Origin of the sequence: Pontibacter populi (genome assembly GCF_040278685.1) — a bacterium.
Taxonomy (GTDB): Bacteria; Bacteroidota; Bacteroidia; order Cytophagales; family Hymenobacteraceae; genus Pontibacter; species Pontibacter populi.
Window position 1 is genome coordinate 52,976 of record NZ_JBEOKT010000007.1, and the last position, 22,954, is coordinate 75,929.

15 protein-coding genes are annotated in these 22,954 nt (G+C 46.8%); 7 read left to right on the top strand and 8 right to left on the bottom strand.

Going from position 1 to position 22,954, the window contains the following annotated elements; genetic code table 11:
* Nucleotide 1: 1 nt before the first annotated feature.
* The 3 genes from ABS362_RS09705 (at nt 2) to ABS362_RS09715 (ending at nt 4,671) form a co-directional block, all read left to right on the top strand.
* A complete protein-coding gene (locus ABS362_RS09705; protein WP_350412246.1) occupies nt 2-748 on the top strand; it encodes a class I SAM-dependent methyltransferase in 747 nt (248 codons plus the stop codon).
* 225 nt (nt 749-973) lie between these two features.
* Nucleotides 974-2,323, top strand: coding sequence for a DEAD/DEAH box helicase (locus ABS362_RS09710; protein ID WP_350412247.1), 1,350 nt, complete (start codon nt 974-976; stop codon nt 2,321-2,323).
* 302 nt (nt 2,324-2,625) lie between these two features.
* A complete protein-coding gene (locus ABS362_RS09715) occupies nt 2,626-4,671 on the top strand; it encodes a multicopper oxidase domain-containing protein (RefSeq protein WP_350412248.1) in 2,046 nt (681 codons plus the stop codon).
* 767 nt (nt 4,672-5,438) lie between these two features.
* Here ABS362_RS09715 and ABS362_RS09720 read toward each other — a convergent pair.
* Nucleotides 5,439-6,338 carry a DMT family transporter gene (locus ABS362_RS09720; RefSeq protein ID WP_350412249.1) on the bottom strand — a complete coding sequence of 300 codons (900 nt, stop codon included), beginning with the start codon at nt 6,336-6,338 and terminating at the stop codon, nt 5,439-5,441.
* A 71-nt stretch (nt 6,339-6,409) separates the two neighbouring features.
* Here ABS362_RS09720 and ABS362_RS09725 point away from each other — a divergent pair, with 71 nt between their 5' ends.
* The 4 genes from ABS362_RS09725 (at nt 6,410) to ABS362_RS09740 (ending at nt 12,051) form a co-directional block, all read left to right on the top strand.
* Entirely contained in the window at nt 6,410-7,561 is a 1,152-nt protein-coding gene (locus ABS362_RS09725; protein ID WP_350412250.1) for an AI-2E family transporter, read from the top strand.
* Between the two features lie 76 nt (nt 7,562-7,637).
* A complete protein-coding gene (locus tag ABS362_RS09730) occupies nt 7,638-8,909 on the top strand; it encodes a replication-associated recombination protein A (RefSeq protein ID WP_350412251.1) in 1,272 nt (423 codons plus the stop codon).
* Nucleotides 8,910-9,205: 296 nt separating this feature from the next.
* Nucleotides 9,206-10,969 carry a signal peptide peptidase SppA gene (gene sppA / locus ABS362_RS09735; RefSeq protein ID WP_350412252.1) on the top strand — a complete coding sequence of 588 codons (1,764 nt, stop codon included), beginning with the start codon at nt 9,206-9,208 and terminating at the stop codon, nt 10,967-10,969.
* 266 nt (nt 10,970-11,235) lie between these two features.
* Complete coding sequence (locus tag ABS362_RS09740) at nt 11,236-12,051, top strand: purine-nucleoside phosphorylase (RefSeq protein ID WP_350412253.1); 816 nt, start codon at nt 11,236-11,238, stop codon at nt 12,049-12,051.
* 107 nt (nt 12,052-12,158) lie between these two features.
* Here ABS362_RS09740 and ABS362_RS09745 read toward each other — a convergent pair whose 3' ends face one another.
* From ABS362_RS09745 to ABS362_RS09775, 7 genes are all read right to left on the bottom strand, one after another.
* Nucleotides 12,159-12,965, bottom strand: a complete 807-nt coding sequence (locus ABS362_RS09745; protein ID WP_350412254.1) for a DUF4249 domain-containing protein — start codon at nt 12,963-12,965, stop codon at nt 12,159-12,161.
* Complete coding sequence (locus ABS362_RS09750) at nt 12,965-15,277, bottom strand: TonB-dependent receptor (protein ID WP_350412255.1); 2,313 nt, start codon at nt 15,275-15,277, stop codon at nt 12,965-12,967. The genes ABS362_RS09745 and ABS362_RS09750 overlap by 1 nt, the downstream gene beginning before the upstream one ends.
* Nucleotides 15,278-15,499: 222 nt before the next feature.
* Nucleotides 15,500-17,398 (bottom strand): M61 family metallopeptidase, encoded by a 1,899-nt coding sequence (locus ABS362_RS09755; RefSeq protein ID WP_350412256.1) that lies wholly within the window; start codon nt 17,396-17,398, stop codon nt 15,500-15,502.
* A gap of 92 nt (nt 17,399-17,490) precedes the next feature.
* Nucleotides 17,491-18,234 (bottom strand): toast rack family protein, encoded by a 744-nt coding sequence (locus ABS362_RS09760; protein WP_350412257.1) that lies wholly within the window; start codon nt 18,232-18,234, stop codon nt 17,491-17,493.
* 38 nt (nt 18,235-18,272) lie between these two features.
* Nucleotides 18,273-20,672, bottom strand: coding sequence for an ABC transporter permease (locus tag ABS362_RS09765; protein WP_350412258.1), 2,400 nt, complete (start codon nt 20,670-20,672; stop codon nt 18,273-18,275).
* On the bottom strand, nt 20,653-21,369 hold the full coding sequence (locus ABS362_RS09770) for an ABC transporter ATP-binding protein (protein ID WP_350412259.1): 717 nt from the start codon (nt 21,367-21,369) through the stop codon (nt 20,653-20,655). Before ABS362_RS09770 ends, ABS362_RS09765 begins: the two co-directional genes overlap by 20 nt.
* 136 nt (nt 21,370-21,505) lie before the next feature.
* Nucleotides 21,506-22,756, bottom strand: coding sequence for an efflux RND transporter periplasmic adaptor subunit (locus tag ABS362_RS09775; RefSeq protein WP_350412260.1), 1,251 nt, complete (start codon nt 22,754-22,756; stop codon nt 21,506-21,508).
* Nucleotides 22,757-22,954 lie beyond the last annotated feature (198 nt).

The window sequence follows — 22,954 nt, forward strand, 5'->3', positions numbered from 1 at the left end:
TATGAAAGAAGCGAAAGACAATTTCTCTGCCCAGTCCGAACTGTATGCGAAGTTCAGGCCGGTTTACCCGGATGCGCTCTACGAATTTATTTTCAGCCTGAAACCGCACTATGCCAATGCGTGGGATTGCGGTACGGGAAACGGGCAGGTAGCAGCAAAACTGGCAGAGCGCTGTCACTTGGTCTATGCTTCTGATATAAGCCAGCAGCAACTCGACAACGCTATCAAGAAAGACAACATACATTACCTGCACGCCCGCGCTGAAGAAACCAATTTGCCAGACAACAGCATCGACCTGGTAACAGTGGCACAGGCCATCCATTGGTTCGATTTTGATGTATTTTACCGTGAAGTGTACCGTATTGCCCGACCCGAAGCTATCATAGCAGTCTGGTGTTACAACCTGCCCCGCATATCGCCGGAAGTAAACCCCGTTTTAGGAGACTTCTACCATAATGTGCTGGAGGGTTACTGGGATGCCGAACGAAATTATATTGATGAAAACTATAGCACCATTCCCTTCCCATTTACAGAGATCGAAGAGAAGCCCGAACTAACTATAACTACTGCCTGGACCTTAGAAAATTTACTGGGATATCTTAACTCCTGGTCTGCAGTGCAGCATTACATACAACGAAACGGGTATTCTCCTTTAGACCGTGTGATAGAAAAGTTTAGGAAAGCCTGGCCGGATGGCAGAACTTACGAGGTGCAGTTTCCTGTTGCTATGAGGGTTGGCCATATCTGATTCGAACTATAGTTGGGAAAGCACGTTAACAAGCCGGCATAGGAAACCACTATATTTAAGTGTATCTTTGCAGACTGTCAATCATTATGGATCAAATAGAACCATAGTTCCCCTTTTAAGGTTGATAGAGAATAATAACGCCGGGATTAATTGCAAATGCTATGTATTCCCGGGCAAAGCTGAGCCAGTGCACTTGGTACTGTACAGCATCATAAGACCAATTACATGACATTTAACGAATTGAACCTGATAGAGCCTATCCTAAACGCTCTCAAAACAGAAGGATACACAACTCCTACCCCGATACAACAAAAAGCAATCCCTTACATACTTCAGAAACGCGACCTGTTAGGTTGTGCGCAAACCGGTACTGGTAAAACAGCTGCTTTTGCCATTCCGATTCTGCAGTTACTGCATGCCCTACCACAGGACCGTAACAAGCGAACTATAAAATCGCTGATACTTACGCCAACACGTGAGCTGGCTTTGCAAATAGGAGAGAGCTTTGGCGCTTATGGCCGTAACACCGGCTTAAAGCATACCGTAATTTTTGGTGGCGTATCGCAGCACCCGCAAACTGAAGCTCTGAAAAGAGGCGTAGATATACTGGTAGCAACACCGGGCCGTTTACTCGACCTGATGGCGCAAAAGTTTGTTGACCTGAGCCACCTGCAGATATTTGTACTGGATGAAGCAGACCGCATGCTGGACATGGGTTTTGTGCATGATGTACGCAAAGTACTGAACGTGATACCGGAGAAACGTCAGTCGTTGTTCTTCTCGGCTACTATGGCACCGGAGATCATGAAGCTTGCTGATAATATTCTGGTTGATCCTGCTAAAGTAGAAGTGACACCGGTTTCAAGTACGGCACATACTATAAAGCAGGCGGTTTACTATGTTAAGAAAGCTGATAAGAAAAACCTGTTGATACATTTGCTGAAAGGCAATGAAATTGACCGTGCCCTGGTATTTACCAGAACCAAGCATGGCGCCGACAGAGTAGTGAAAGATATGGCTAAAGCCGGAGTTCAGGCCGAAGCGATACATGGCAATAAGTCGCAGAACGCCCGTGTGCGTGCCTTGGATAACTTTAAAGCGAGCCGTACCCGCGTACTGGTAGCAACTGATATCGCAGCACGTGGTATTGATGTAGACGACCTGAACCACGTGATCAACTATGAGTTGCCGAATGAGCCGGAAACCTATGTGCACCGCATTGGCCGTACAGGTCGTGCCGGAGCAAGTGGTACTGCGTTATCGTTTTGCGATGGCGAAGAGACATCTTACTTGGTAAGTATTCAGAAGCTGATCGCTAAGAACGTACCGGTTATTGATAACCACCCGTACCCGATGACAGCCAAGGATTTTGCTGAAGCTGCATCAACTATGAAAGAGCAGAAGAAAAAGGGTGGCAACGGTGGCAGAAGTCGCTGGAGCAACAAACCAGCTGCAGGCTCAAGCGCTAGCGGTAACTTTAGCTCTCAGAACAGGGGTAATAATGGTGGCGGCAGTCAGCGTAGTGGCGGTAACCGAAGCAACGGCAACCGTAACAGATCGCATCAGTCGACCTAAAAACTTTTGACTATATTATAAAAACCCCTGCCGGTGCAAACTGGCAGGGGTTTTTTTATTGACCAGGATGTTAAGAGTTGGCAATTTATAGAGTTTGGCAGAAGGAGTTAATCTGCCATCTCCTTACCTTATGCATTACAGATTTATTCTGTAAGTGGCACTATATCAGGTGTGTATGATTAAATGTTTATAGTTTGTTTTTGATATTTTCTTGAATAAAACGTATAATGAGTAGTTCCCACTACTGTAAAGCAGCTGCCCTGTTGTTCCTTATTCTACCATAAAGCTCAAAATCATAAATCATGCGATATTTATACATCCTGAAAAACTATACCTGGCTGTTATTCCTTTTCCTGGCACTACCAGGCTATAGTCAGCTTCTTGACCCACGCACACAACCCAAGTTCCAAAATGCGTTACCGATACCTGAAGTTATAGATGCAAGACAGGGCGGTCTATTTAATATGTATATCACACAGTTTGAGCAGGAGCTGGGCCTGGTTGATGCTGCTGGCAAGTCCTTGAAGACAACCGTCTGGGGTTATAACGGGAAATACCCGGGGCCGACTTTTGTTGCTAAAAAAGATGTACAGGTACAGGTATATTGGTACAACCATCTTACTGCAAATGGAGATGGTACCGGAAACCCCTTACCGCATTTGTTGCATATAGACGAAAGTATACACTGGGCCATGGAGCACGTGGAAAATTGGGAGCAATACGGCGTGCCGGTTGTAACACACCTGCACGGTGGCCATACCGAGTCTGCGAGCGATGGCCTGCCTGAAGCATGGTTCACGCCTAATTTCACGAAGGTTGGCGTGGACTTTAAAAAAGGCGACGATGAACCATACTATTACCACAACGACCAGGAAGCCGCTACACTCTGGTATCACGACCACGCCTTAGGTATCACCAGGCTGAATGTGTATGCCGGTATGGCGGGTTTCTATATCCTGACTGATGACCACGAACAACAGCTGAAAGCCACCAACCAGTTACCTGCCGACCCATACGATATTGGCCTGGCCATACAGGACCGTATGTTTACCGCTGATGGTCAGTTATATTACGGGGCAGGGCATAATAACCATGATGATTCGGGGGAAGAAGTAGGCATCTCACCGGAGTTTTTTGGCAATATTATTCTCGTAAACGGAAAGGCCTGGCCGGTGCTTGAAGTAGAGCCAAGGCAATACCGCTTCCGCATGTTAAACGGTTCCGATTCAAGGTTCTATAACCTGTATATGGCTCCAGGCCTTAAGTTCTGGCAAATTGGTACGGATAATGGTTTACTGCCGGCACCGGTGGTACACAACCAGTTACTTATATCACCGGGCGAGCGGAAAGATGTGGTGATAGACTTTTCAGATCCAGTCCTATGGGGGAAAACCATCATCGTCAGGAACAATGGTAAAACACCTTTCCCGAATGGCTCCACGCCAGACCCGAATGCAGAAGGGCAGATCATGGCATTCAGGATTAACCAGCCTTTGAATACAGATTTTGCGCTTACTCCAGTGCCTTCCTCACTTCGCACAACAGCCATGTTTGACCACGCGGGGCCGGCAAACGCCAAAGTAAGAAAGCTGTTGCTTTTTGAAGGCACCGACGAACAGGGAAGACTGAAGGCCATGCTGGGAACTATTGAAGACGGCGCCCTGGACTGGGAGGATGAGATAACCGAGAACCCCGATATGAATGCTACAGAAGTATGGGAGATCTATAATACCACCCCGGATGCACACCCAATACACCTGCACCTGGTATCGTTTGAGGTACTAAGTTCACAAAAATTCAGGCTTGATTTTGAAGATCCGGAGGAAGGTGTAGTTGCGGAAAGTAGTATCCGGTTGCTGGGCCAACCGAGACCACCGGAGGCTGGCCAGAACGGTAGAAAAGATACTTACCCCATAGCACCCGGAGAAGTAACCCGCCTGGTAGCGAAGTTCGACAGGGAAGGATTGTACGTGTGGCATTGCCATATTCTCTCGCATGAAGACCACGAAATGATGCGGCCATACTATGTGGGCGATATGCCGGACAATATGCTGGCAAGCCACAGCAAAGATGAGAAACTGGTAACCGAAAATGAGGAGCTCAGTATCTATCCAAACCCGTTCTCCAACTCAGCGACCATGCGGCTAAAAGTAACGGAACCGTCGGCGGTAGCTGTGCGGATACTGGATATAAGAGGGCGTTTGGTGCGGGAAGTGCCGGTTAAACAACTCGTAGCAGGTACGCACGAGCTGGAAATTAGAAGCGCTGACATGCAGACCGGTATATACATCTGTGAAGTAAAAATGAACAATAAACTATACCGCAGCCGGCTGGTACTAAGCAGGTAACAAATGGTCAGATGGAAACTTAAAGCCCTGCATTTCGCGGGGCTTTTTTGTATTTGCACCTGAACTAAGATTTTTGAGATTTAAAGGATGGTTGGTTTAGACGAGTGTTTTGTTTTAAAGTTTGCGTGGTCCAACCACCCCCGACCCCTCAGAGCTACGCTCGCTACCTTCGAAATCTCTTCTCGGTAGTCTAATGCGGGGAGATTTCTGCTTTAGTTATGGTTGGATTTACAGTTCTATAGTTAGTGATTTAACACCCCTATTGAGCTATTCTCGCAAGTTTCGAACTCCCGTTCTCACTTGTCCTCAAGGGGATACTTCTGCTATTGTTATAGTTGCCTTTATAGTTCTATAGTTACAGTCCATCAACGGACAGGTCGCGACCTGTCCCTACGGAAATACAACCACGATTAATATCGAAGAAATGCTGTTTCCAAATATAGAATAGAGGTAACTATGAGAAAGATATCAGTCTTTGGGTTGAGCGCCTTGTAGATTTCCGGTGCCGAAAGGCATTTCGAGGTACGAGAAAAGGAAATGTACACCGCGCGATGCCCGAAGACGGGGCCTCCCGGCCATGAGGGCATCAAGGCTGATTTGAAACTATAGGTAAGTAAAGCTTCCAGGATTTGAAGTGATTTGAAAGGATAGCTTGGTTTAGGAAAGCAGAGGATTAAACTATAGAACCCAGATTTCTCCTTTCGTCGAAATGACAACGAAAGGACAGACACTAGCAGCTACTGCGCACGCTGCCAAGTCTTTTTCCGTTACTCACCAGTCCCGACATTCTGCCTTGTGCGGCTTACCAGGTACACACCTGTAAATATCAGCAAGGCGTAAATTCCTTTTTGCATGGTAAACACATCTTTCCCGAAACCGATAGCTATAAAAATGGCCATGAGTGGCTGCAGGTAAATGTAGGCACCCACCAGCGAGGGATTGGCATAGCGTAACGCCCAGGTATTGAACAGGTACGCAACTATAGTTACAGCCAGCACCATAAAAACAATAGCATACCAGATCTCCGCTGGGAACGAGCTATAGTTTGGGGCCATAACCTGGTTAAACCCGAATGGCACAACTATAACTGCTCCCACGGCAAAAATGCGGCTAACTATAGTAAAGGCATTGTATTTCTGCATCAGAGGCTTTACCAGCACCAGGTACAAACCATAGCTTGCGGCATTTAAAACTATAAGCAGATCACCCCACAAATTTCCGGGCGTACCCTCGCCCCGCGAACTATAGATCAGCAGAAAAGCTCCTGAACAGGCCAGCGCAATACCCGAAACTTTACGCAAACTCACCCGCTCCCGCAACAGTATCGCTGAGAAAATGAGCACGATGATCGGAACTATAACCATCAGCAGCGCCGCATTGATAGGGGAGGTAAGGTTAAGTCCGCCAAAGAAACAGAGCTGGTTAATAGCGATGCCGGTAATGCCGCAAAGTACAGACCGCATGTTATCTGCCCAGCCTACGATCTTCTCTTTTACCACCAGCCGCGAGAATATTCCGAAAAAGATAGCCGCCGACACCACCCGGATAACAATAAGCCCGTAAGGCCCCACGTAAACAGGCATCACTTCTTTGGCTATACTATAGTTGCTTCCGTATATCAGGGCCACCAGGAAAAGTGCTCCGTGCACCTGTACTTGTTTACTCATACTGCAAAGGTACGCGCAAATTGTACTTACTCCGTATAAGGATGAGCTACAAAAAAACGATATAAAAAACTATGGATCTGAAAACCATGCCCCTGACCGCAAAACGCTCCCTGGAAATTATGGGACTATTTTTTCTGGGGTGGATAATTGTGTTGGCGAAAGGGCTGCTGGCACCTCTGCTGATGGCATTTTTTATTAGTATCATGCTGATGCCGGTATTCCGTTTTTTCAAGAAAAGAGGGGTGCCCGATGTGTTAGGTATTGTGATAAGTCTGCTGGCACTGGCCATAGTGTTCGGGCTCATTATCTGGTTCTTTTCGGTGCAGATAGGCAGCCTGATCTCTGATTTTCCGAAGATCCAGAAAAATGTAATGAACCACCTGGGAGCGTTAAGTTCGTGGCTGGAAGGTATTACGCCTTTCTCTACAGCTGAGCAACTGAATTTTATAAAAGAACAAAGCAATAAGATGCTCAACTATGCCAGCACGTTGCTGGGTGGCGTGGCCGGTTCGGTTACGTCACTGATCATTTTCCTGGGCCTGCTGCCTATCTATATTTTCCTGATCATGTTCTACAAAAACCTGTTGCTGCGCTTTGTCTTCCTTTGGTTCCCCGAACAGAAACATGAAAAAGTGGAGGAGACCCTACGCGAGGTGCAGGTCATCATTAAAAGCTACCTTTTCGGGTTGCTGATCCAGGTAACGTACATGACCATTTTGCTGGGAGGTATTCTGCTGATCATCGGTATAAAACATGCCTTGCTTATCGGGCTCATCTTCGCTTTCCTGAACCTGATACCATACGTGGGCGCGTTGTTGGGCAACATTATTGGCGTGCTACTGACACTGGCATCGTCGTCGGAACTATGGCCTATACTAACAGTGCTGGGCGTAATTGCCGGTGTGCAGTTCCTGGATAACAATATCCTGATGCCGCGCATTGTGGGTTCTAAAGTAAAGATAAACGCCCTGGCAACTATAGTTGGTGTGGTGGTTGGCGGTGAGATTGCCGGTATTGCCGGTATGTTCCTTTCGCTGCCGATCATCGCAGTGCTGAAAGTAGTGTTTGACCGCACCGAGGACTTTAAGCAATGGGGCGTTTTGTTTGGAGACGAGAAGCCGGAACGCAGCCCGATGACTGAGCCGGCTATGCGCGACGATAGCGAAGCAACAAGGGAGCACCTGGAGCGAAAAAACAAGATAGAACCGACAAACGAAGAGTGACAAACTATAGCTTTGCCTTCTTTGTAATCAAATCCGTAACTTTGCTTTAAACCCTTAGAGGTAAACGATAGAGTAGATGATCCACCCGAACATACCGTTGGCTGAGCGCATGCGGCCACACAATTTAGATCAGTATTACGGACAAAAACACCTGGTTGGGCCCGATGGCATTTTGCGTCGCTACATAGAGGGCGGCGTGATACCAAGTATGATCCTGTGGGGGCCTCCGGGCGTTGGAAAGACCACGCTGGCTAACATTATTGCCAACCAGATGAAGGTGCCTTTTGTGGCATTAAGTGCCATCAACTCTGGTGTAAAAGACATCCGGGAAGTGATTGACCAGGCTAAGAAACGACAAGGGACGGTACTTTTTATAGACGAGATCCATCGCTTTAATAAATCTCAGCAGGATGCCTTGCTGGGCGCTGTGGAGAAAGGAACTGTAACCCTGGTTGGCGCTACTACCGAGAACCCGTCTTTCGAAGTGATTTCGGCGTTACTGTCGCGTTGCCAGGTTTACATACTCAAGCACCTGACCAAAGACGAGTTGATAGAACTGGTGGATAAAGCCCTGGAGCAGGACGAATGGATGCGCCATCGCAAGGTTAGAATAGAAGAATACGAGGCACTGTTAACTATATCGGGTGGCGATGCGCGTAAGCTTCTGAATCTGCTGGAAATTGTAGCCGAAGGGGTACAGGGCGCAGACGAAGTTATAGTTACCAACGACCTTGTAAAGCAGGTTGCCCAGCAGAACATTGTGATGTATGACAAGTCCGGTGAGATGCATTATGACCTGGTTTCGGCGTTCATCAAATCTATTCGTGGCTCTGACCCTAACGCGGCTGTGTACTGGCTGGCCCGCATGATAGAAGGTGGCGAAGATCCTAAGTTTATAGCACGTAGGTTGCTTATCGCATCGTCTGAAGATATTGGCCTGGCTAACTCTAACGCGTTGTTAATGGCTACTTCATGTTTCCAGGCTGTGCAGATGATCGGCTACCCGGAAGCAGAAATTATTCTGTCGCAGTGCACGGTATATTTGGCTACATCACCTAAAAGCAACGCATCTTATAAGGCCATAAAAACAGCCCGGCAAATGGTGCAGCAAACCGGAAACCTGCCTGTTCCACTGCACATCCGGAATGCACCAACCAAGCTGATGAAGGAGATAGGTTACGGCAACAACTATAAATACGCCCACGACTACGAAGGCAACTTTGTGGAGCAGGAATTTATGCCTCAGGAACTAACCAACACAGCTTTTTACAACCCCGGAAACAACGGCCGCGAAGTAGAAATGCGCAAGCAACTACAAGCCCAGTGGGGGAAGAAATACAGATACTAGAAGTTAGAAAGTTTGGAAGTTAGAAAGTTAGAAAGTTAAAGAGTTTAATGGATTTTGTAGAGACGCAATATTTTGCGACTTATATTAGGAGAGCCAGCCATTCAACAATCAGCAATTATAACTAACCCAACTTTCTAACTTCCAAACTTTTTAACTTTCTAACTATAAAAGTTTGTCTATACAATAGCGGGGTTGGTCGAGTTAGGTATTAGCTATTGAACTATAAGCTTTAATTTTGTTTATTGTAGTTGGAGAGCGTTCTCCAGTAACAAATTGATTTCCATATAAACCCTGATATGCTACAATTCCTGAAATATGTGCTGGCAACTATAGTTGGCCTGCTCTTATTCTCTCTGATCAGCTTCCTGATCATGGTTGGCATTATTGCCAGCGCTGCCTCTAAAGATGAAGTGAAGATCATAGAAAATTCTGTACTTGAATTGAAACTCGACAGACCAATTGCCGAACGCGATCCTCAGGACCCGTGGCAGGAACTTGGCTTCGCTTTTGGCGGCTTATCAAGCACCGATGGCCTGGACCAGATCAAAGCATCTATCCGCAAAGCGAAGACCGACGACAACATTAAAGGCATTTTCCTGAACATGCGTTTCGTGGATGCCGGTATGGCCAAACTCGAAGAGATCCGCAACGAACTGATCGACTTCAAAAAGTCTGGCAAATTTATCGTTTCCTACACCGACCTGTCTAATGAAAAAGCTTATTACCTGGCATCGGTAGCTGATAAGATCTATGTAAACCCGCTGGGTACAGTAGAGTTTAACGGCATGAGCTCAGAAGTTTACTTCTTTAAAGGCACCCTGGAGAAGCTGGACATCAAACCGCAGATATTTAAAGTAGGGGAGTTTAAGAGTGCTGTAGAGCCTTTCTTCCTGGATAAAATGAGTGAGCCGGCACGTCTGCAGATGGAGTCATTCCTGAACTCGATAAACGATTACCAGCTACGCAACATTGCCAAAGCACGCAACAAGAGCTACGAAGAACTGAAGAACATTTCGGATAACCTGCTGGTGCGTGATGCGGATGATGCCAAGAAATATGGCCTGATAACTGATGTTGGGTATTATGACGAAGCTATTGCTTATCTGAAAGAAAAATCAGGTGTAGAAAAAGATGGTAAACTGGAACTGGTGCAGTTATCGAAGTACAAAAAAGCAGAAGGCAAAAAAGAGTCGAAGTCATCTAAAAACCGCATTGCTGTTATTTATGCCGAAGGCGATATAGTGGATGGCAAAGGCGATGATGATGAGATAGGTAGCGAGCGTTTTGCAGATGCTATCCGTAAGGCCCGCCTCGATGATAAAGTGAAAGCAGTGGTGTTGCGTATCAGTTCACCGGGTGGTAGTGCACTTGCTTCGGATGTAATGTGGCGCGAGATACAACTGACCAAAAAAGTAAAGCCGGTTATTGCTTCTATGTCTGATATGGCGGCATCTGGTGGCTATTACCTGGCCATGGGTTGCGACACCATTGTAGCACACCCGAACACCATTACAGGTAGCATTGGCGTGTTTGGTATTATCCCGAACATACAGGGCTTTATGAATAATAAGCTGGGCATAACTATAGATAACGTGAAGACCGGCAAGTATTCTGATGTGCCAACGCTAACCCGCCCAATGACGGAGTTTGAGCAGGAAGTAGTGCAGCGCCAGATCAATCAGATCTACGATGTGTTCACGAAGAAAGCAGCACAAGGCCGCGGCATGACACAGGATAAGCTGAAAGAATATGCATCAGGCCGGGTTTGGTCTGGCGCAGAAGCCAAGCAGCGCAACCTCGTGGACGTTTTCGGTGGACTGGAAACAGCCATTGAAATTGCTGCAGCTAAAGCGAACATAAAAGACGATTACAGAATTACAGAATTGCCGGCGCGTAAGTCGTTCCTGGAAGAACTGATGGGCGATGCAGGCAAGCAGGTAAAAGAAACGCAGGTGAAAGCTGAACTTGGCGAACTATACCCGCTTTACAATATGTACAAGAAAGTAGAGCACATACAGGGTATCCAGACGCGTATGCCTTACAACCTGACTGTTGAGTAATTTTGAATGACTGAATAAGTGATTGAGTGAATAACTCTTCTTAAACACTTAACTTTTTTAAACCGCCCCGGCTATTTTATAGTTGGGGCAGTTTTGTTTTTGGGGCAGGGTAATTTTTTGCAACTTGCCGGTACCTATAGTTCAGCGGTTTATAGTTTAAAGCCCGAAACCTGTGATGAATGTCATTTATTATAAACTATAAAATCGCCTATTTCGCACAATCAAATTTAAATTAACCATTACTACAGCCATTTAGGATTACTATTATGATGCAGCAACTACACGAAGCGAAAGCTTACATACAGCAGAACACCGACAATTTTATACCTGAGTTTGGTATTATACTGGGCACTGGTCTTGGCGCGCTGGTAAAAGAGATAGAAGTACAGTTTAGCCTGAACTATGCCGACATTCCGCATTTCCCGGTTTCTACAGTAGAGAGCCACTCTGGTAAACTTATATTCGGTACTCTGGCAGGCCGCCGTGTAATAGTGATGCAGGGCCGTTTTCATTATTACGAAGGCTATACCATGCAACAGGTGGTGTTCCCGGTTCGAGTTATGAAGTTGCTGGGTGTTCAGAAGCTGTTCGTTTCTAACGCATCGGGTGGCCTTAATCCGGAATACAATGTGAGCGACCTGATGATCCAGACAGACCACATCAACCTGCAGCCGTCTAACCCGCTGCTTGGCCCTAACCTGGACGAGCTTGGCCCACGCTTCCCGGACATGAGCGAAGCCTACGATCGTAAAATGGTAGCGCAGGCTGTTGAGATAGCTGCTAAAGAAGGTTTTACAGTGCGTACAGGTGTTTATGCTTCTGTACCAGGCCCAATGCTCGAAACCCTGGCCGAATACAGCTACATCCGTACCATTGGTGCTGATGCGGTAGGTATGTCTACGGTGCCGGAAGTAATTGCTGCGCGCCACATGGGTGTTCCGTGTTTTGCCATCTCTGTTATTACCGACATGGGTACTCCAGACAGAATTAAAAAAGTTATCCTGAGCGATATTTTAGATGCGGCTGCTATTGCCGAACCACGCATGACCAGGTTGATCCGTGAACTGATCGCCATTCAGTAACCTGTAACTAAATAGATATGCAAAAGGCCCGGGCAAACTATAGCCCGGGCCTTTTTTATGTCGTTGCCTTTGCAGTTTTGGTTGCAGACTATAGTTCTGTAACCGGCTTAGGGTTTAGCTATGATTACCGTATCTCTGTCTACTGCCAGGTTCGTGAAAATGCCTAAGCCGCCTTGTACGGATGATCTTACTTTGGCTGGCTGTGCGAATGGGTTGCCGTTCGAGTTTTTGGCATCTTCTGCAGACCGCAGGAACTCGTAATACTGCTCTTCTATGTTGAAAAGTGAAAGGATCAGGGTGTCGCCTTCTTCGTAATCGTAGGCGGAGCCGTAAGATGTTTCTTTGCCGTTTGTCAGCTCGTCGTTTGTTGTAAACTCCCGCTGTGAGCCTCGTTGCAGACTGTCGCGGTGGGTCATGTAGCGGTAAAAGTTTCTAATGTTCGGGTCGTCCTGGAACGTGGTCAGCAAATACGCTTTGTCCTTGTTGTTAAACTTCCATTCTACTTTAGAAATAGGCACTTTCGGTAAAATAGTAGTAAAACCTGTCACCTTGCGGCCTTTGCTATCGGTTACCTCAATACCATATACTTCGCCGGGCTTGCCATACATTTTGGCATAAGAGGAGTGCGTATAGTAGCTGTTTGTCCGGTTGTTGAAGCCAGGCCTGTACGTTAGTTTTACACGCTTATCCCGGAAAGTAATGTATACTTCCGCGTCCGGAACTATAGGCGGCGTAGGAGCATCGAAGTACGATGATGTCTCGAGTATAGTAGCCTGAAACGGTCTGCCTTGCTCCAGGTAACATTCTACAACCAGTTGCGGCTCATGTGGAGGCAACACGATCTCGATCTCTTTCTCCATGTTGCAGCCAACGATAGAAAACAGGGGCAGGGCTAAATATAAAAAGCGCTTCATTAAAATCTGAAATTATAGGTAACTGAAGGAATAACCGGAAACAAAGAAACCTGTTTGGCACGGAATCCTATCGTTTGGTTTTCTTCCTCATCCTTTAGTTGCTCAAAATATACAAAATAAGGGTTTCGCCTGTTGTAGGCGTTATATGCGTTAAAGGTCAGGTCGGCCTCACCACGCTTCGGCTTCAGCTTCCACACTACGCCAAGGTCCAGCCTGTGGAAAGCATCTAACCGGAAACTGTTGCGGTCTTCGTAAATAGGCACATAACTTGGCTCTTCGCCTTGCACATCCTGGAAAGCGAAGCGGGCTACTGGTAACGAAAACGCATTGCCCGTTCCGTACACAAAAGCACCGGTAAGGCTCAGGCGTTTATTTAGCTTATGCAATAATACCAGGCTCATGTCGTGGCGGCGGTCGTAGCGCGTCGGGAAGCGGCGGCCTTCGTTTATCTCATCAAACTGGCGATAGGTCCACGATAAGGTATAGCCTATCCAGCCGGTGGTGCGGCCTTTTATTTTCTCGAAGTAGATCTCGTTTCCGTAGCTTTCGCCTTTGCCAAACAGGAATTCGTTTTCAAGGCTATCGTTCACAAACAGGTTGGCGCCATCCCGGAAATCGATTTGGCGGTGCATCCATTTATAGTATGTCTCATTAGTTACCAGGTATTTTCCGTCGCCGAATAAATGGCTGATGCCGGCAGCCACTTGTTGCGAGCGCTGCGGCTTTACGCGTGGCGTAGACGGAAACCAGATATCGGTTGGGAGCGATGCACCGGAGTTGGCCACCAGGTGTATGTACTGCATCATGCTGGCGTAGCTCGCTTTTACAGATGTTTTATCAGATAAACTATAGCGGGCAGCTGCGCGGGGCTCGAGGGCAGCGTAGGTTTTGCCCTGGCTGTTAAACCCTGAAACGCGAAGGCCATAATTCAAAGACAGCAGCGGGTTTACCGTAAAGTCATCGGAAATGTAGGCGCCAAACTCGCTTGCTTTATAGTTGTTGCCAGCGCTGAAATTCTGGTTTGCATCGTCGCTTTTAAAGTTGAGGCGGCCAACCGTAAAACGATGGTCGGTTGCCTGTGCGCCAAATTTTATACTGTGCTTATCATTCAGGGTCCAGATGTAGTCAGTTTTTAAGGTAATGTCTTTTACATCGGAAAGCAGGTTAAAACTAAACACATCGATCTGGTTTTGTATGTTGTACTGGTAACCGGTTGCCGAAACAGATGTGTTTGAAACGAGCCGTGAGTTATAGTCGTGGCGCCAGTTAAGCACACCCATGGTATTGCCCCAGTCGAACGAGAAATTGAAATCAGCGTCATCGAACGTAAAAAAGTCGCGGCCAAAATACCCGCTCAGAGTTATCTCGTCGTTTGGAGTTGGTTTATAGTTCAGGCGTGCGTTAAAGTCGTAAAAATAATAATCGGGGATTGGGCTGTATTCTTTGTTGTCTTCGTTCATTTTATTCAGAACGCGGGTAAAGGTATCTACATACGTGCGTCGTCCCGAAACAAGGAAGGTCAGTTTGTCTTTTACGATCGGGCCATCTAAGCTTAACCTGGATGAGATAAGGCCAATACCACCGCTTGTTCGCAGTTTTTCGTTATTCCCCTGGTTCATCCGCACATCCAGCACCGACGATAAGCGCCCGCCAAACTGCGCCGGAAAGCCGCCTTTGTATAGTTCCACGTTGCGCACCGCATCGGGATTAAACACACTGAAAAAGCCAAATAAATGCGAAGGGTTGTAGATAACGGCATCATCCAGCAAAACCAGGTTCTGGTCAGGACCGCCACCGCGCACATATAACCCCGACGAGCCTTCGCCACCAGATTGCACACCGGGTTTTAGCTGTAAAGTTTTGATCAGGTCTACTTCCCCGAACAGGGCAGGGAGCAATTTGGCTTCAACAGAGCTGAGCTGCTCTACGCTCATGCGGTTGTCGGTCAGTTTTCGTTGCAGCGAGTTGCCTTCAATTACTACTTCTCTCAGCTGGTTTTCGGTAGCCTGCAGGCTAATGTTTATAGTCTGGGCGGAGGTGGTAACAGTTATAGTTTGCGTTGCTGGCAAAAAGCCAATGTAAGTTGTTTGCAGTTCGTGGGTGCCCGCAGGCAGGGACAAACTATAAAACCCTTTCGCATCGGTTGTCGTCCCGATACGGAGTTGTGGCACCGATACGGTAGCACCAATCAATGCTTCGTTATCTGCCGCCGACCGCACAATACCACTCACCCCGAAATTCTGGGAATATCCTGTAAGTGAAAGCGAAATAAGTACAAAAAATAAAAAGAATCGGCAAAAGTAAAAAAGCATACAAACTATAGTTTGATCGTAGTGCGCAAAATTATACATTTCCCACAATAAGTAACTATACTTTTTGCCGGATAATAAACTAACCTGAACGGGGTGTTATTGTTTGCAATGTAAATATAATATTCGCAATATGTTGTGTATCTGTATAGTTGAGGTTGTGGTTTTGAAGTGATAAGTAGTAGGGTTAACTGTTGTATTGTAGCTTGTTTGCCTGGTCAGGTTTTATTCTGTTTTCAAGTTGAGCCATGCTTTCAGAAGTGCTTTTTGCTTTGGTGTAGCTTCCGGGTCTGGCTGCAGGTAATGGGGTACCATACGTTCCATCTGCTTTACTTTGGCTGTCAGGGTTACTTCTGTAGGCTTGGATAGATTGTTTTTGCGGCTAACGGTTACAGTTACTTCATCGCCGGGCTCCATGGCCTGCAGGTCTTCGCCTATCAGTTCGCGTATGTTGGCTGGCGATATGTCGGTACCGTTCCATTTCAGTAATTGGTCGCCGTCTTTCAGCCCGAGCTCCTTGCCAAAAGCGTCCATCCCTTCCGTCGACTCAACTATAATTCTGCCAGTTTCAGCATCGTAACCCGGTACAAAACCACCGTATGAGTTTATCATCTGCTTCGACAGAGGCTGGTAGATGATGCCGACTTTGCTGAAAGTTTCTTCGAACGGGAGTGGCTGGCTGCCTTCCACATACGTGGTAAAGAACTCGCGTATCTCGGGGTAGGTCAGTTCGGTTATCTTATCAAACAGCTCCTCGTCTTTAAAGGATTTATTCTTGCCATAGGTTTTGCCCAGGTCCTGCATTAAATCGCGGAGGCCGTATTTCCCGTCTGATAGCTCGCGCAGTCGTATATCCAGCACCAACCCGATCAGGGCGCCTTTCTGATACACATTGCCATACTCTTTCTCATAGGCAGGCTGCAGTACGTTAGCGCTCATTTCGGTAAACGGAAGGGTATCGTTATAGTAAGCGCGTGCTGTAGCAATATGTTCCTGTATCTTGTTCAGGTAAGTGTCCAGGTCTATCAGTCCTTCATACACCTGCATATGCGAGGCAAAATATTCGGTTACGCCCTCGTACATCCACAAATGTTTAGACATATCCGGGTTTATAAAGTCGAAGTTGCCGATCTGCTCGGAGTGTATTGTTAGCGGGGTTACGATATGGAAAAATTCGTGTGCAGCCACATCCCGCATGGTGCTGCTGAACTGTTCGTCGGGCATTTCAGGTAAAAAGTATACCGATGAATTGGAATGCTCAAGGGCGCCATACGAACCGGATTTACCAACACGTTGCGGCACATAAACCAGGAATGCATATTTATCAACAGGCAGTTTACCACCCAGATAACTGCGCTGCGCCTCCAGTATATCTTTAATGTTGGTTGCTATAGTTTGCGATTTTACCTTACCGCTTGGGGAGTAGACAGATACCAGAACATCGGTCTCGCCTAAGTCAAGTATTGTGGTGTCAGGGCGGTTGTACATTAATGGCGAGTCGGCCAGCGTTACGTAGTCCGGTAAAAAGTAGGTGTCTGACGTAGCGGTGGTGGATGTTGCAATGAGTGGTGTAGAACCATAAAATCCTTCCGGTTTGGTTATAGTTAGTTGGTAAGGCATTTGCTTCATGCCATCAAAATACCCCACAAACCCGAAGGTGTTCAGCAAAAAGTTCTTTCCAGGTTCAATGTTCGTTCCGCCCGGCTCAAATATGGCATCAGACTTTCGCATAGAGTCGAAGGTGTCATCAACCCAGTAAGTTATGCTGTGCAGATCGTCGGCATCTTTTACGCGCCAGCGGTTGGCATCCAGTTGCTGTACCGGTAACTTTTGTCCTTTTTTATCCAGGGCTGTAAACTCTGTTACAAACTTCCCGAAATCAGAGACAGAATAAGTTCCCGGTACGATCTTGGGCATGTTGTAGATCAGTTCTTCCTGCTTCTGTTCCGGGGCCACTACAGTAACCTGCACTTTATCGTCCTTCACCTTGGTCAAGTCTATAGTTACCTGGTACTTGTCGTCGGATTGCTCCAGCAGTGATTGCGAGATTTGGCCAGGTCGGGCAGAGGAGCAACCAAGTAAAGCAGTGAGGCTAAGCAGCAGGAGTGTTTTTCGTAGAGTCATAGTTTTATAGTCGGTAACAGAAGCTTAAAACGAAGGTTGCGGCCCTAAACGTATAGTTGTAAAATGTGTGCTTGTGTGTGGTAAAACTGATCTTACCCTTCCACTACATTTATGCTGCCCATGCCACCGGATACGTTTATAGTTAGCGTATGTTTGCTTTTGCCGTAGGCTGCATTCTGGTAATAGCTTCCTTTCTTTTTAAAGCCGTTCAGGTTTTTGCTGCCAAGCCCGGTCGGGTTCAGGCGCACGCCAACATTTTTAGGCAGCTTTAGATTTACTTCCCCAATGCCTCCCGAAATATCTACCTGCACGTTGTGGTCCCAGTTACCGGTCATGTCCAGGTTCAGTTCGCCTACGCCGGCCGCGATCTCAACTACTTTTACGGTGCTGCCTTTCAGGTTTATGTCGCAGCTAACGGCACCGGCTTCTACTTCCAATTTCTGCAAGCGGCTGTTGCTTAGGTCAAGGTCAGATTCTCCGGCACCCATCGTTAGCGACAGGTTTAGTGGAGTGCTTTTGTTCAGGCTTACGTTCCATTTGTTTTCGCCTGCATCGTTATTGCCATTGTTGCTCTTCTGTTTTATAGTTAAGCTGGTGCTGCCATTGTTCCGGGTTATGTTGGTGCTCGGCTTCCAGTCCTTCAGGTTATAGTTTACTTTGGTGTCTATCAGTTGGGAAGTACCGGTTTTAAGGGTCAGTTCACCGGCCGGTATCTCAAGCCGTATGTTGCTTTCTTTGGTGCCAGACAGCGGTAACGTGTGGCTGAATTTGTGAACATCCTGCGCTAGTAAGGTTAAAGGAAGTACTAAGGCAAGCGAGTAAAGTAGCTTTTTCATACGTTTTATGGGTAGGAGTTTAGTTAAACTATAGTTGGTTACTGTGTGCGAATAGCCTTTACAGGGTCCTGCAAGGCAGCTCTAACCGCCTGTAAACTTACGGTCAGCAAAGCGATCGACATGGCAGCAAAACCGGCAATGGCAAATATCCACCAGCTTAAACTGGTGCGGTAAGCAAAATCCTGCAGCCATTTATCCATGCCATACCACGCCACAGGTATTGCCAGCACAATAGCGATCAGCACCAGCAGGGCAAAGTCGCGGGAGAGGAGCAACACAATACTGCCTGTAGAGGAGCCCAGTACTTTCCGGATACCTATCTCTTTGTTGCGTTGCTCTGCCGTAAACGATACCAGGCCAAACAGACCGAGGCAGGCAATAAATATAGTTAAACCGGCAAAGTAACCGAACACCGTCAGCATCTTTTCTTCGGCCCTGTATTGTTTGTCAAAGTGCTCATCCAGGAAAAAGTATTCCATTGGGTGCTTTGTATCGAAGGCCTGCCACTTTTCCTGTATAAAACCTATAGTTGCCGGTATGTTCTGTGGTTTGTAGCGCACCAGCAAATAACCCGGCGACTCAGGCACCAGGGCAAGCACCAGCGGCTCTACGTTGGTGTGTAACGATTTTATGTGGAAGTCCTTTACTACCCCGATCACTTTTGCATCCCAGTCAGCCATTTCTATCTTTTTCCCGATAGGGTCTTCCCAGCCCATTTTTTTAGCTGCAGCCTCGTTTATGATCAGGCCGCCTCTCAGGTCGGTCTTATAGTTGCGGGAGTAATTACGGCCTTCTTTCAGCTCTATCCCCATCACATCTATAAAGTCATAGTCCACGAACATCGCATCCATGGCATTCTGTAAGGTTTTTCCGTCCTTCTCAGCAAATATCAGCAAGGTATTGATAGACTCAGCCGGGATATTGACCGAATTAGAAACATGTTCGATGTTGGGGTGACTGAGCAGTTCCTGTTTTATAGTTGGCAATTGTTTTACCAGCATCGAGTCGCCCACAGGTATATCGATGGCTAAGACACGCTCTTTGTTAAAACCTAAATCACGGTTCTTTAAAAACCGCATCTGGCTAAACACAACTATAGTTCCGATGATCATGATGAGCGAGATCGTAAACTGGATCACAACAAGCGTTTTTCTGAGCGTTGCGTTACCGCCTTTCGGGCTTTTATCTGCCTTAAGCACATCTATAGGCTTAAAACCCGACAGGAAAATAGCCGGGTAACTGCCTGCAATAGCACCAATAAACAGGATGATCGCAAAAAGAGCCAGCGAAACTTCAGGTTGTAAAAAGAAGTTGGCATCGAAATTTTTATCGGTTAGCGCATTAAAACTCGGGATCAGGATCTGTACCAGGGCAAGTGCCAGTACTACAGCCAGTAGGGTTATGAATAGCGACTCGCCGATAAACTGCCAGATGATCTGGGAACGGTAAGCACCTACCACTTTGCGCAGGCCTACTTCTTTGGCGCGTTTGGAGGAGCGGGCGGTTGCCAGGTTCATGTAATTGATGCTGGCTATTAACAACAAAAAAACGGCCACTGCCGCAAAAATATAGATGTAGTTAATGTTGCCAGCCGGTGCAAGATCAGAGCTGAAAACGGTATCGAAGTGTATGGAAGGTAATGGCTGCAGCACAAAGCTCATGGCAGCATTCAGCTTGTTTTCTTTTATCCAGGGCGTAACATGGGTGGCTGCAAATGTCTTCAGTTTTTCCTGAAAAGGGGTAATCTGGGAGGCATCCTGCAGAAGCACATAGGTATAGCGGCTCATGTTAAACCAGTGGTTGTCATCGGTGAGGATGTCCTGGCGTCTGGTGTCGAGGGTGCTGCGGGATAAAAATGCGTTGGCCTGTATATGCGAGTGTCTCTCGTCAAGGAAAACACCTGTTACCATGTACGAGTCGCGGCTGAATTTTAGCACCTGGCCTATAGCCTGCTCGGCTCCGCCAAAATACTTACCTGCCAGTTGCGCACTTATAACTATAGTTCGGGGCTTGTTTAAGGCAGTAGCAGGGTTACCGGCCAGGAACTCGTAATCGAACACACGGAAAAAGGAGCTATCGGCAAAGAACAGGTTGCCTTCGTTAAAGCTTTTGTTTTTGTACCATACGGTTTGCTTGCGGGCACTTACCAGTTGGGTTACACGCTCCAGCTCGGGGTAATCTTTTAAAAGTGTAGGGGCAAGGATAGCAGCAGACAAGGCAAATTTATTTACCTGCCCTTCGTGCTCTATTACAGCTGCTACCCTTACAATACGGTCAGCTTTACTGAAGTGACTTTCATAACTGAGCTCATCCTGCACATATAAAAAAATAAGGATACAGGAAGCTATACCTAAAGCCAGTCCGGCAATGTTAATGGCAGCATAAACTTTGTTGCGGTAAATATTGCGGAGCGCGACCTTAAAGTAGTTCTGCCACATGCTTTCTTACGTTCAGGTTCTCTGTCACGATCTGTCCGTCAAAGAGGTTAACAATACGGTGGGCATATTCAGCATCAGAAGGAGAGTGTGTTACCATTACTACAGTAGTGCCGGCTTCGTTCAGTTCGGTAAGTAAAGCCATCACTTCGCGGCCATGCACCGAGTCCAGGTTACCGGTTGGTTCATCGGCCAGTATCAGGCTTGGGTTAGATACCGTGGCACGGGCAATGGCGGCACGCTGCTGCTGACCACCAGACAACTGCTGCGGAAAGTGGTTACGACGGTGTGCAATGCCCATGCGTTCCATGGCTTCCATTACGCGTTTCTCGGTCTCGGCTTTGCTCACACCAAGGTAAGCCAGTGGCAGGCCAATGTTTTCTTCCACGGTCAGCTCATCTATCAGGTTAAAGCTCTGGAACACGAAGCCCAGGTTTTGCTTGCGGATCTTAGCGCGCTGGCGTTCGCTGGCATGTGTAATGTCCTCTCCCAAAAATTTAAACATACCAGCCGATGGGCAATCCAGTAAGCCAAGAATGTTCAGTAACGTAGATTTACCACAACCAGACGGGCCCATAATGGCTACAAACTCGCCTTTGGCAATGCTTAGATCAACACCTGCCAGGGCAGTAGTTTCCACAGTATCAGTTACATATTTTTTCTGTAGCTGTTTGGTTTCGATGAGTAGTTCCTTGTTCATATTGCGGTGTAGCTTTAAATGTTTTTAGTTTTATTTTGTACTATCGGAGCGGGTTGTATTAGTTAGTAAGTTAAAAAGTTTAGAAGTTAGAAAGTTGTATTGCTGATCTAAATAATTAACTATCAATGATTAACCATTACTTCAGTTCCAGCCGGTCAATGTCGCCGTAGCTATCGTAAGATGAAACTATAACTTTCTCACCGGGCTTCAGGCCATCTATAACTTCGTAGTAGTTCGGGTTCTGTCGGCCTAGTTTTATAGTTCGTTTCTCGGCAAAACTACCGGACTTATCCACTACAAAGATCCAGTTGCCGCCGGTGCTCTGGTAAAAGCCACCACGTGGTAAAAGTATTGCTTTGCCGCCATCGTTCAGGTTTAGTTTTAGCTGCAGTGTCTGCCCACGACGAATACCTTCGGGTGTACCTTCTGCAAACTCCATATCCACCTGAAACGTGTTATTCTGTACTTCGGGGAAAACCTTGGCCACTTTTACTTTATAGGTCTTGCCGTTAAACTCAAAGCTGCCATCCAGGCCGGGGTACACTTTTGAGATGTAGTGCTCATCAATGTTTGCTTTTACTTTGTAGCCGTTCAGGTCGTCTACCTGGCCAATATTTTCTCCGGCTGCTTTGCTTTCTCCTACTTCCGCTTTTAACGTTGATAACTGGCCGGTAAAGGGAGCTACTACATACAGGTTATTCAGGGTGTTGCGGGCCATGTTAATGTTAGCCTGCATTCTCCGTATCGATTCATCTAACTGGCGCAGGCGGTCATCCATCAACTGGGCATCCTGTTTCACAGATCGTTCCCCCAGGTCTTTACGACGCTTCAGGTACTGGTAATTATCTTTAGATGCTTCGTACTCTTCTTTTGAGATAGCGCCTTCAGCTATAAGCATTTTGTTACGGGTATAAGTGCGCTCAGCAGTTGTCAGGTTATAATCTATTTCAGCCAGCTCATTCATCTTACGTATCTGGTCCTGCTTCATCAGTATCTCAGAGTTCTGGCGCTCGTTCATCAGGTCGTATAATTGCGTTTCGCGGGTCATAAAGTCGATCTGGAGCGTCGTGTTGGATAGCTTCAGGATCGTATCGCCTTTCTGCACCATTTTGCCATCATCAGTATAGATTTTATCAACGCGTCCACCTTCTGTAATATCCAGGAAAAACGTTTTAAGCGGATCAACAGAACCATCTACAGCAATAAACTCCTGGAAAGTGCCTTCCTGCACACTACCTGTGGTTATGCGCTGGGTCTCTACATTTAGTTTAGTGGTATGTTCAGCAAAAAGTAGGTTGTAAATAACAAGTACCAGCACCAGTGTTACAGTAGCTATAATGGCTATTTTTTTAGGCGGGTACTTCTTTTTCTCTATTACGCGATCCATAATTACAGGCAATTGTGTTCTTATGATATGGGTTTGTCAATATATGTGCCATTTTAGGTAATATGCTTGTATTCAGTGTTTTAAGGCTGTTTATAGTGCTGGCGCTATGTTTATAGTGTTCGCAATCGAACAGTGTACTGTCTGCAACCGGACACTCTGTATAAACGCAGATGGGGAACAGCCAAAAACTGAGGGCAG

Coding starts and splice junctions, on each gene's coding strand:
- ABS362_RS09770 (WP_350412259.1), bottom strand. CDS start 21,369: ATGAACAAGGAACTACTCATCGAAACCAAACAGCTACAGAAAAAATAT.
- ABS362_RS09755 (WP_350412256.1), bottom strand. CDS start 17,398: ATGACTCTACGAAAAACACTCCTGCTGCTTAGCCTCACTGCTTTACTT.
- ABS362_RS09750 (WP_350412255.1), bottom strand. CDS start 15,277: ATGCTTTTTTACTTTTGCCGATTCTTTTTATTTTTTGTACTTATTTCG.
- ABS362_RS09720 (WP_350412249.1), bottom strand. CDS start 6,338: ATGAGTAAACAAGTACAGGTGCACGGAGCACTTTTCCTGGTGGCCCTG.
- sppA (WP_350412252.1), top strand. CDS start 9,206: ATGCTACAATTCCTGAAATATGTGCTGGCAACTATAGTTGGCCTGCTC.
- ABS362_RS09705 (WP_350412246.1), top strand. CDS start 2: ATGAAAGAAGCGAAAGACAATTTCTCTGCCCAGTCCGAACTGTATGCG.
- ABS362_RS09775 (WP_350412260.1), bottom strand. CDS start 22,756: ATGGATCGCGTAATAGAGAAAAAGAAGTACCCGCCTAAAAAAATAGCC.
- ABS362_RS09760 (WP_350412257.1), bottom strand. CDS start 18,234: ATGAAAAAGCTACTTTACTCGCTTGCCTTAGTACTTCCTTTAACCTTA.
- ABS362_RS09730 (WP_350412251.1), top strand. CDS start 7,638: ATGATCCACCCGAACATACCGTTGGCTGAGCGCATGCGGCCACACAAT.
- ABS362_RS09725 (WP_350412250.1), top strand. CDS start 6,410: ATGGATCTGAAAACCATGCCCCTGACCGCAAAACGCTCCCTGGAAATT.
- ABS362_RS09745 (WP_350412254.1), bottom strand. CDS start 12,965: ATGAAGCGCTTTTTATATTTAGCCCTGCCCCTGTTTTCTATCGTTGGC.
- ABS362_RS09715 (WP_350412248.1), top strand. CDS start 2,626: ATGCGATATTTATACATCCTGAAAAACTATACCTGGCTGTTATTCCTT.
- ABS362_RS09765 (WP_350412258.1), bottom strand. CDS start 20,672: ATGTGGCAGAACTACTTTAAGGTCGCGCTCCGCAATATTTACCGCAAC.
- ABS362_RS09710 (WP_350412247.1), top strand. CDS start 974: ATGACATTTAACGAATTGAACCTGATAGAGCCTATCCTAAACGCTCTC.
- ABS362_RS09740 (WP_350412253.1), top strand. CDS start 11,236: ATGATGCAGCAACTACACGAAGCGAAAGCTTACATACAGCAGAACACC.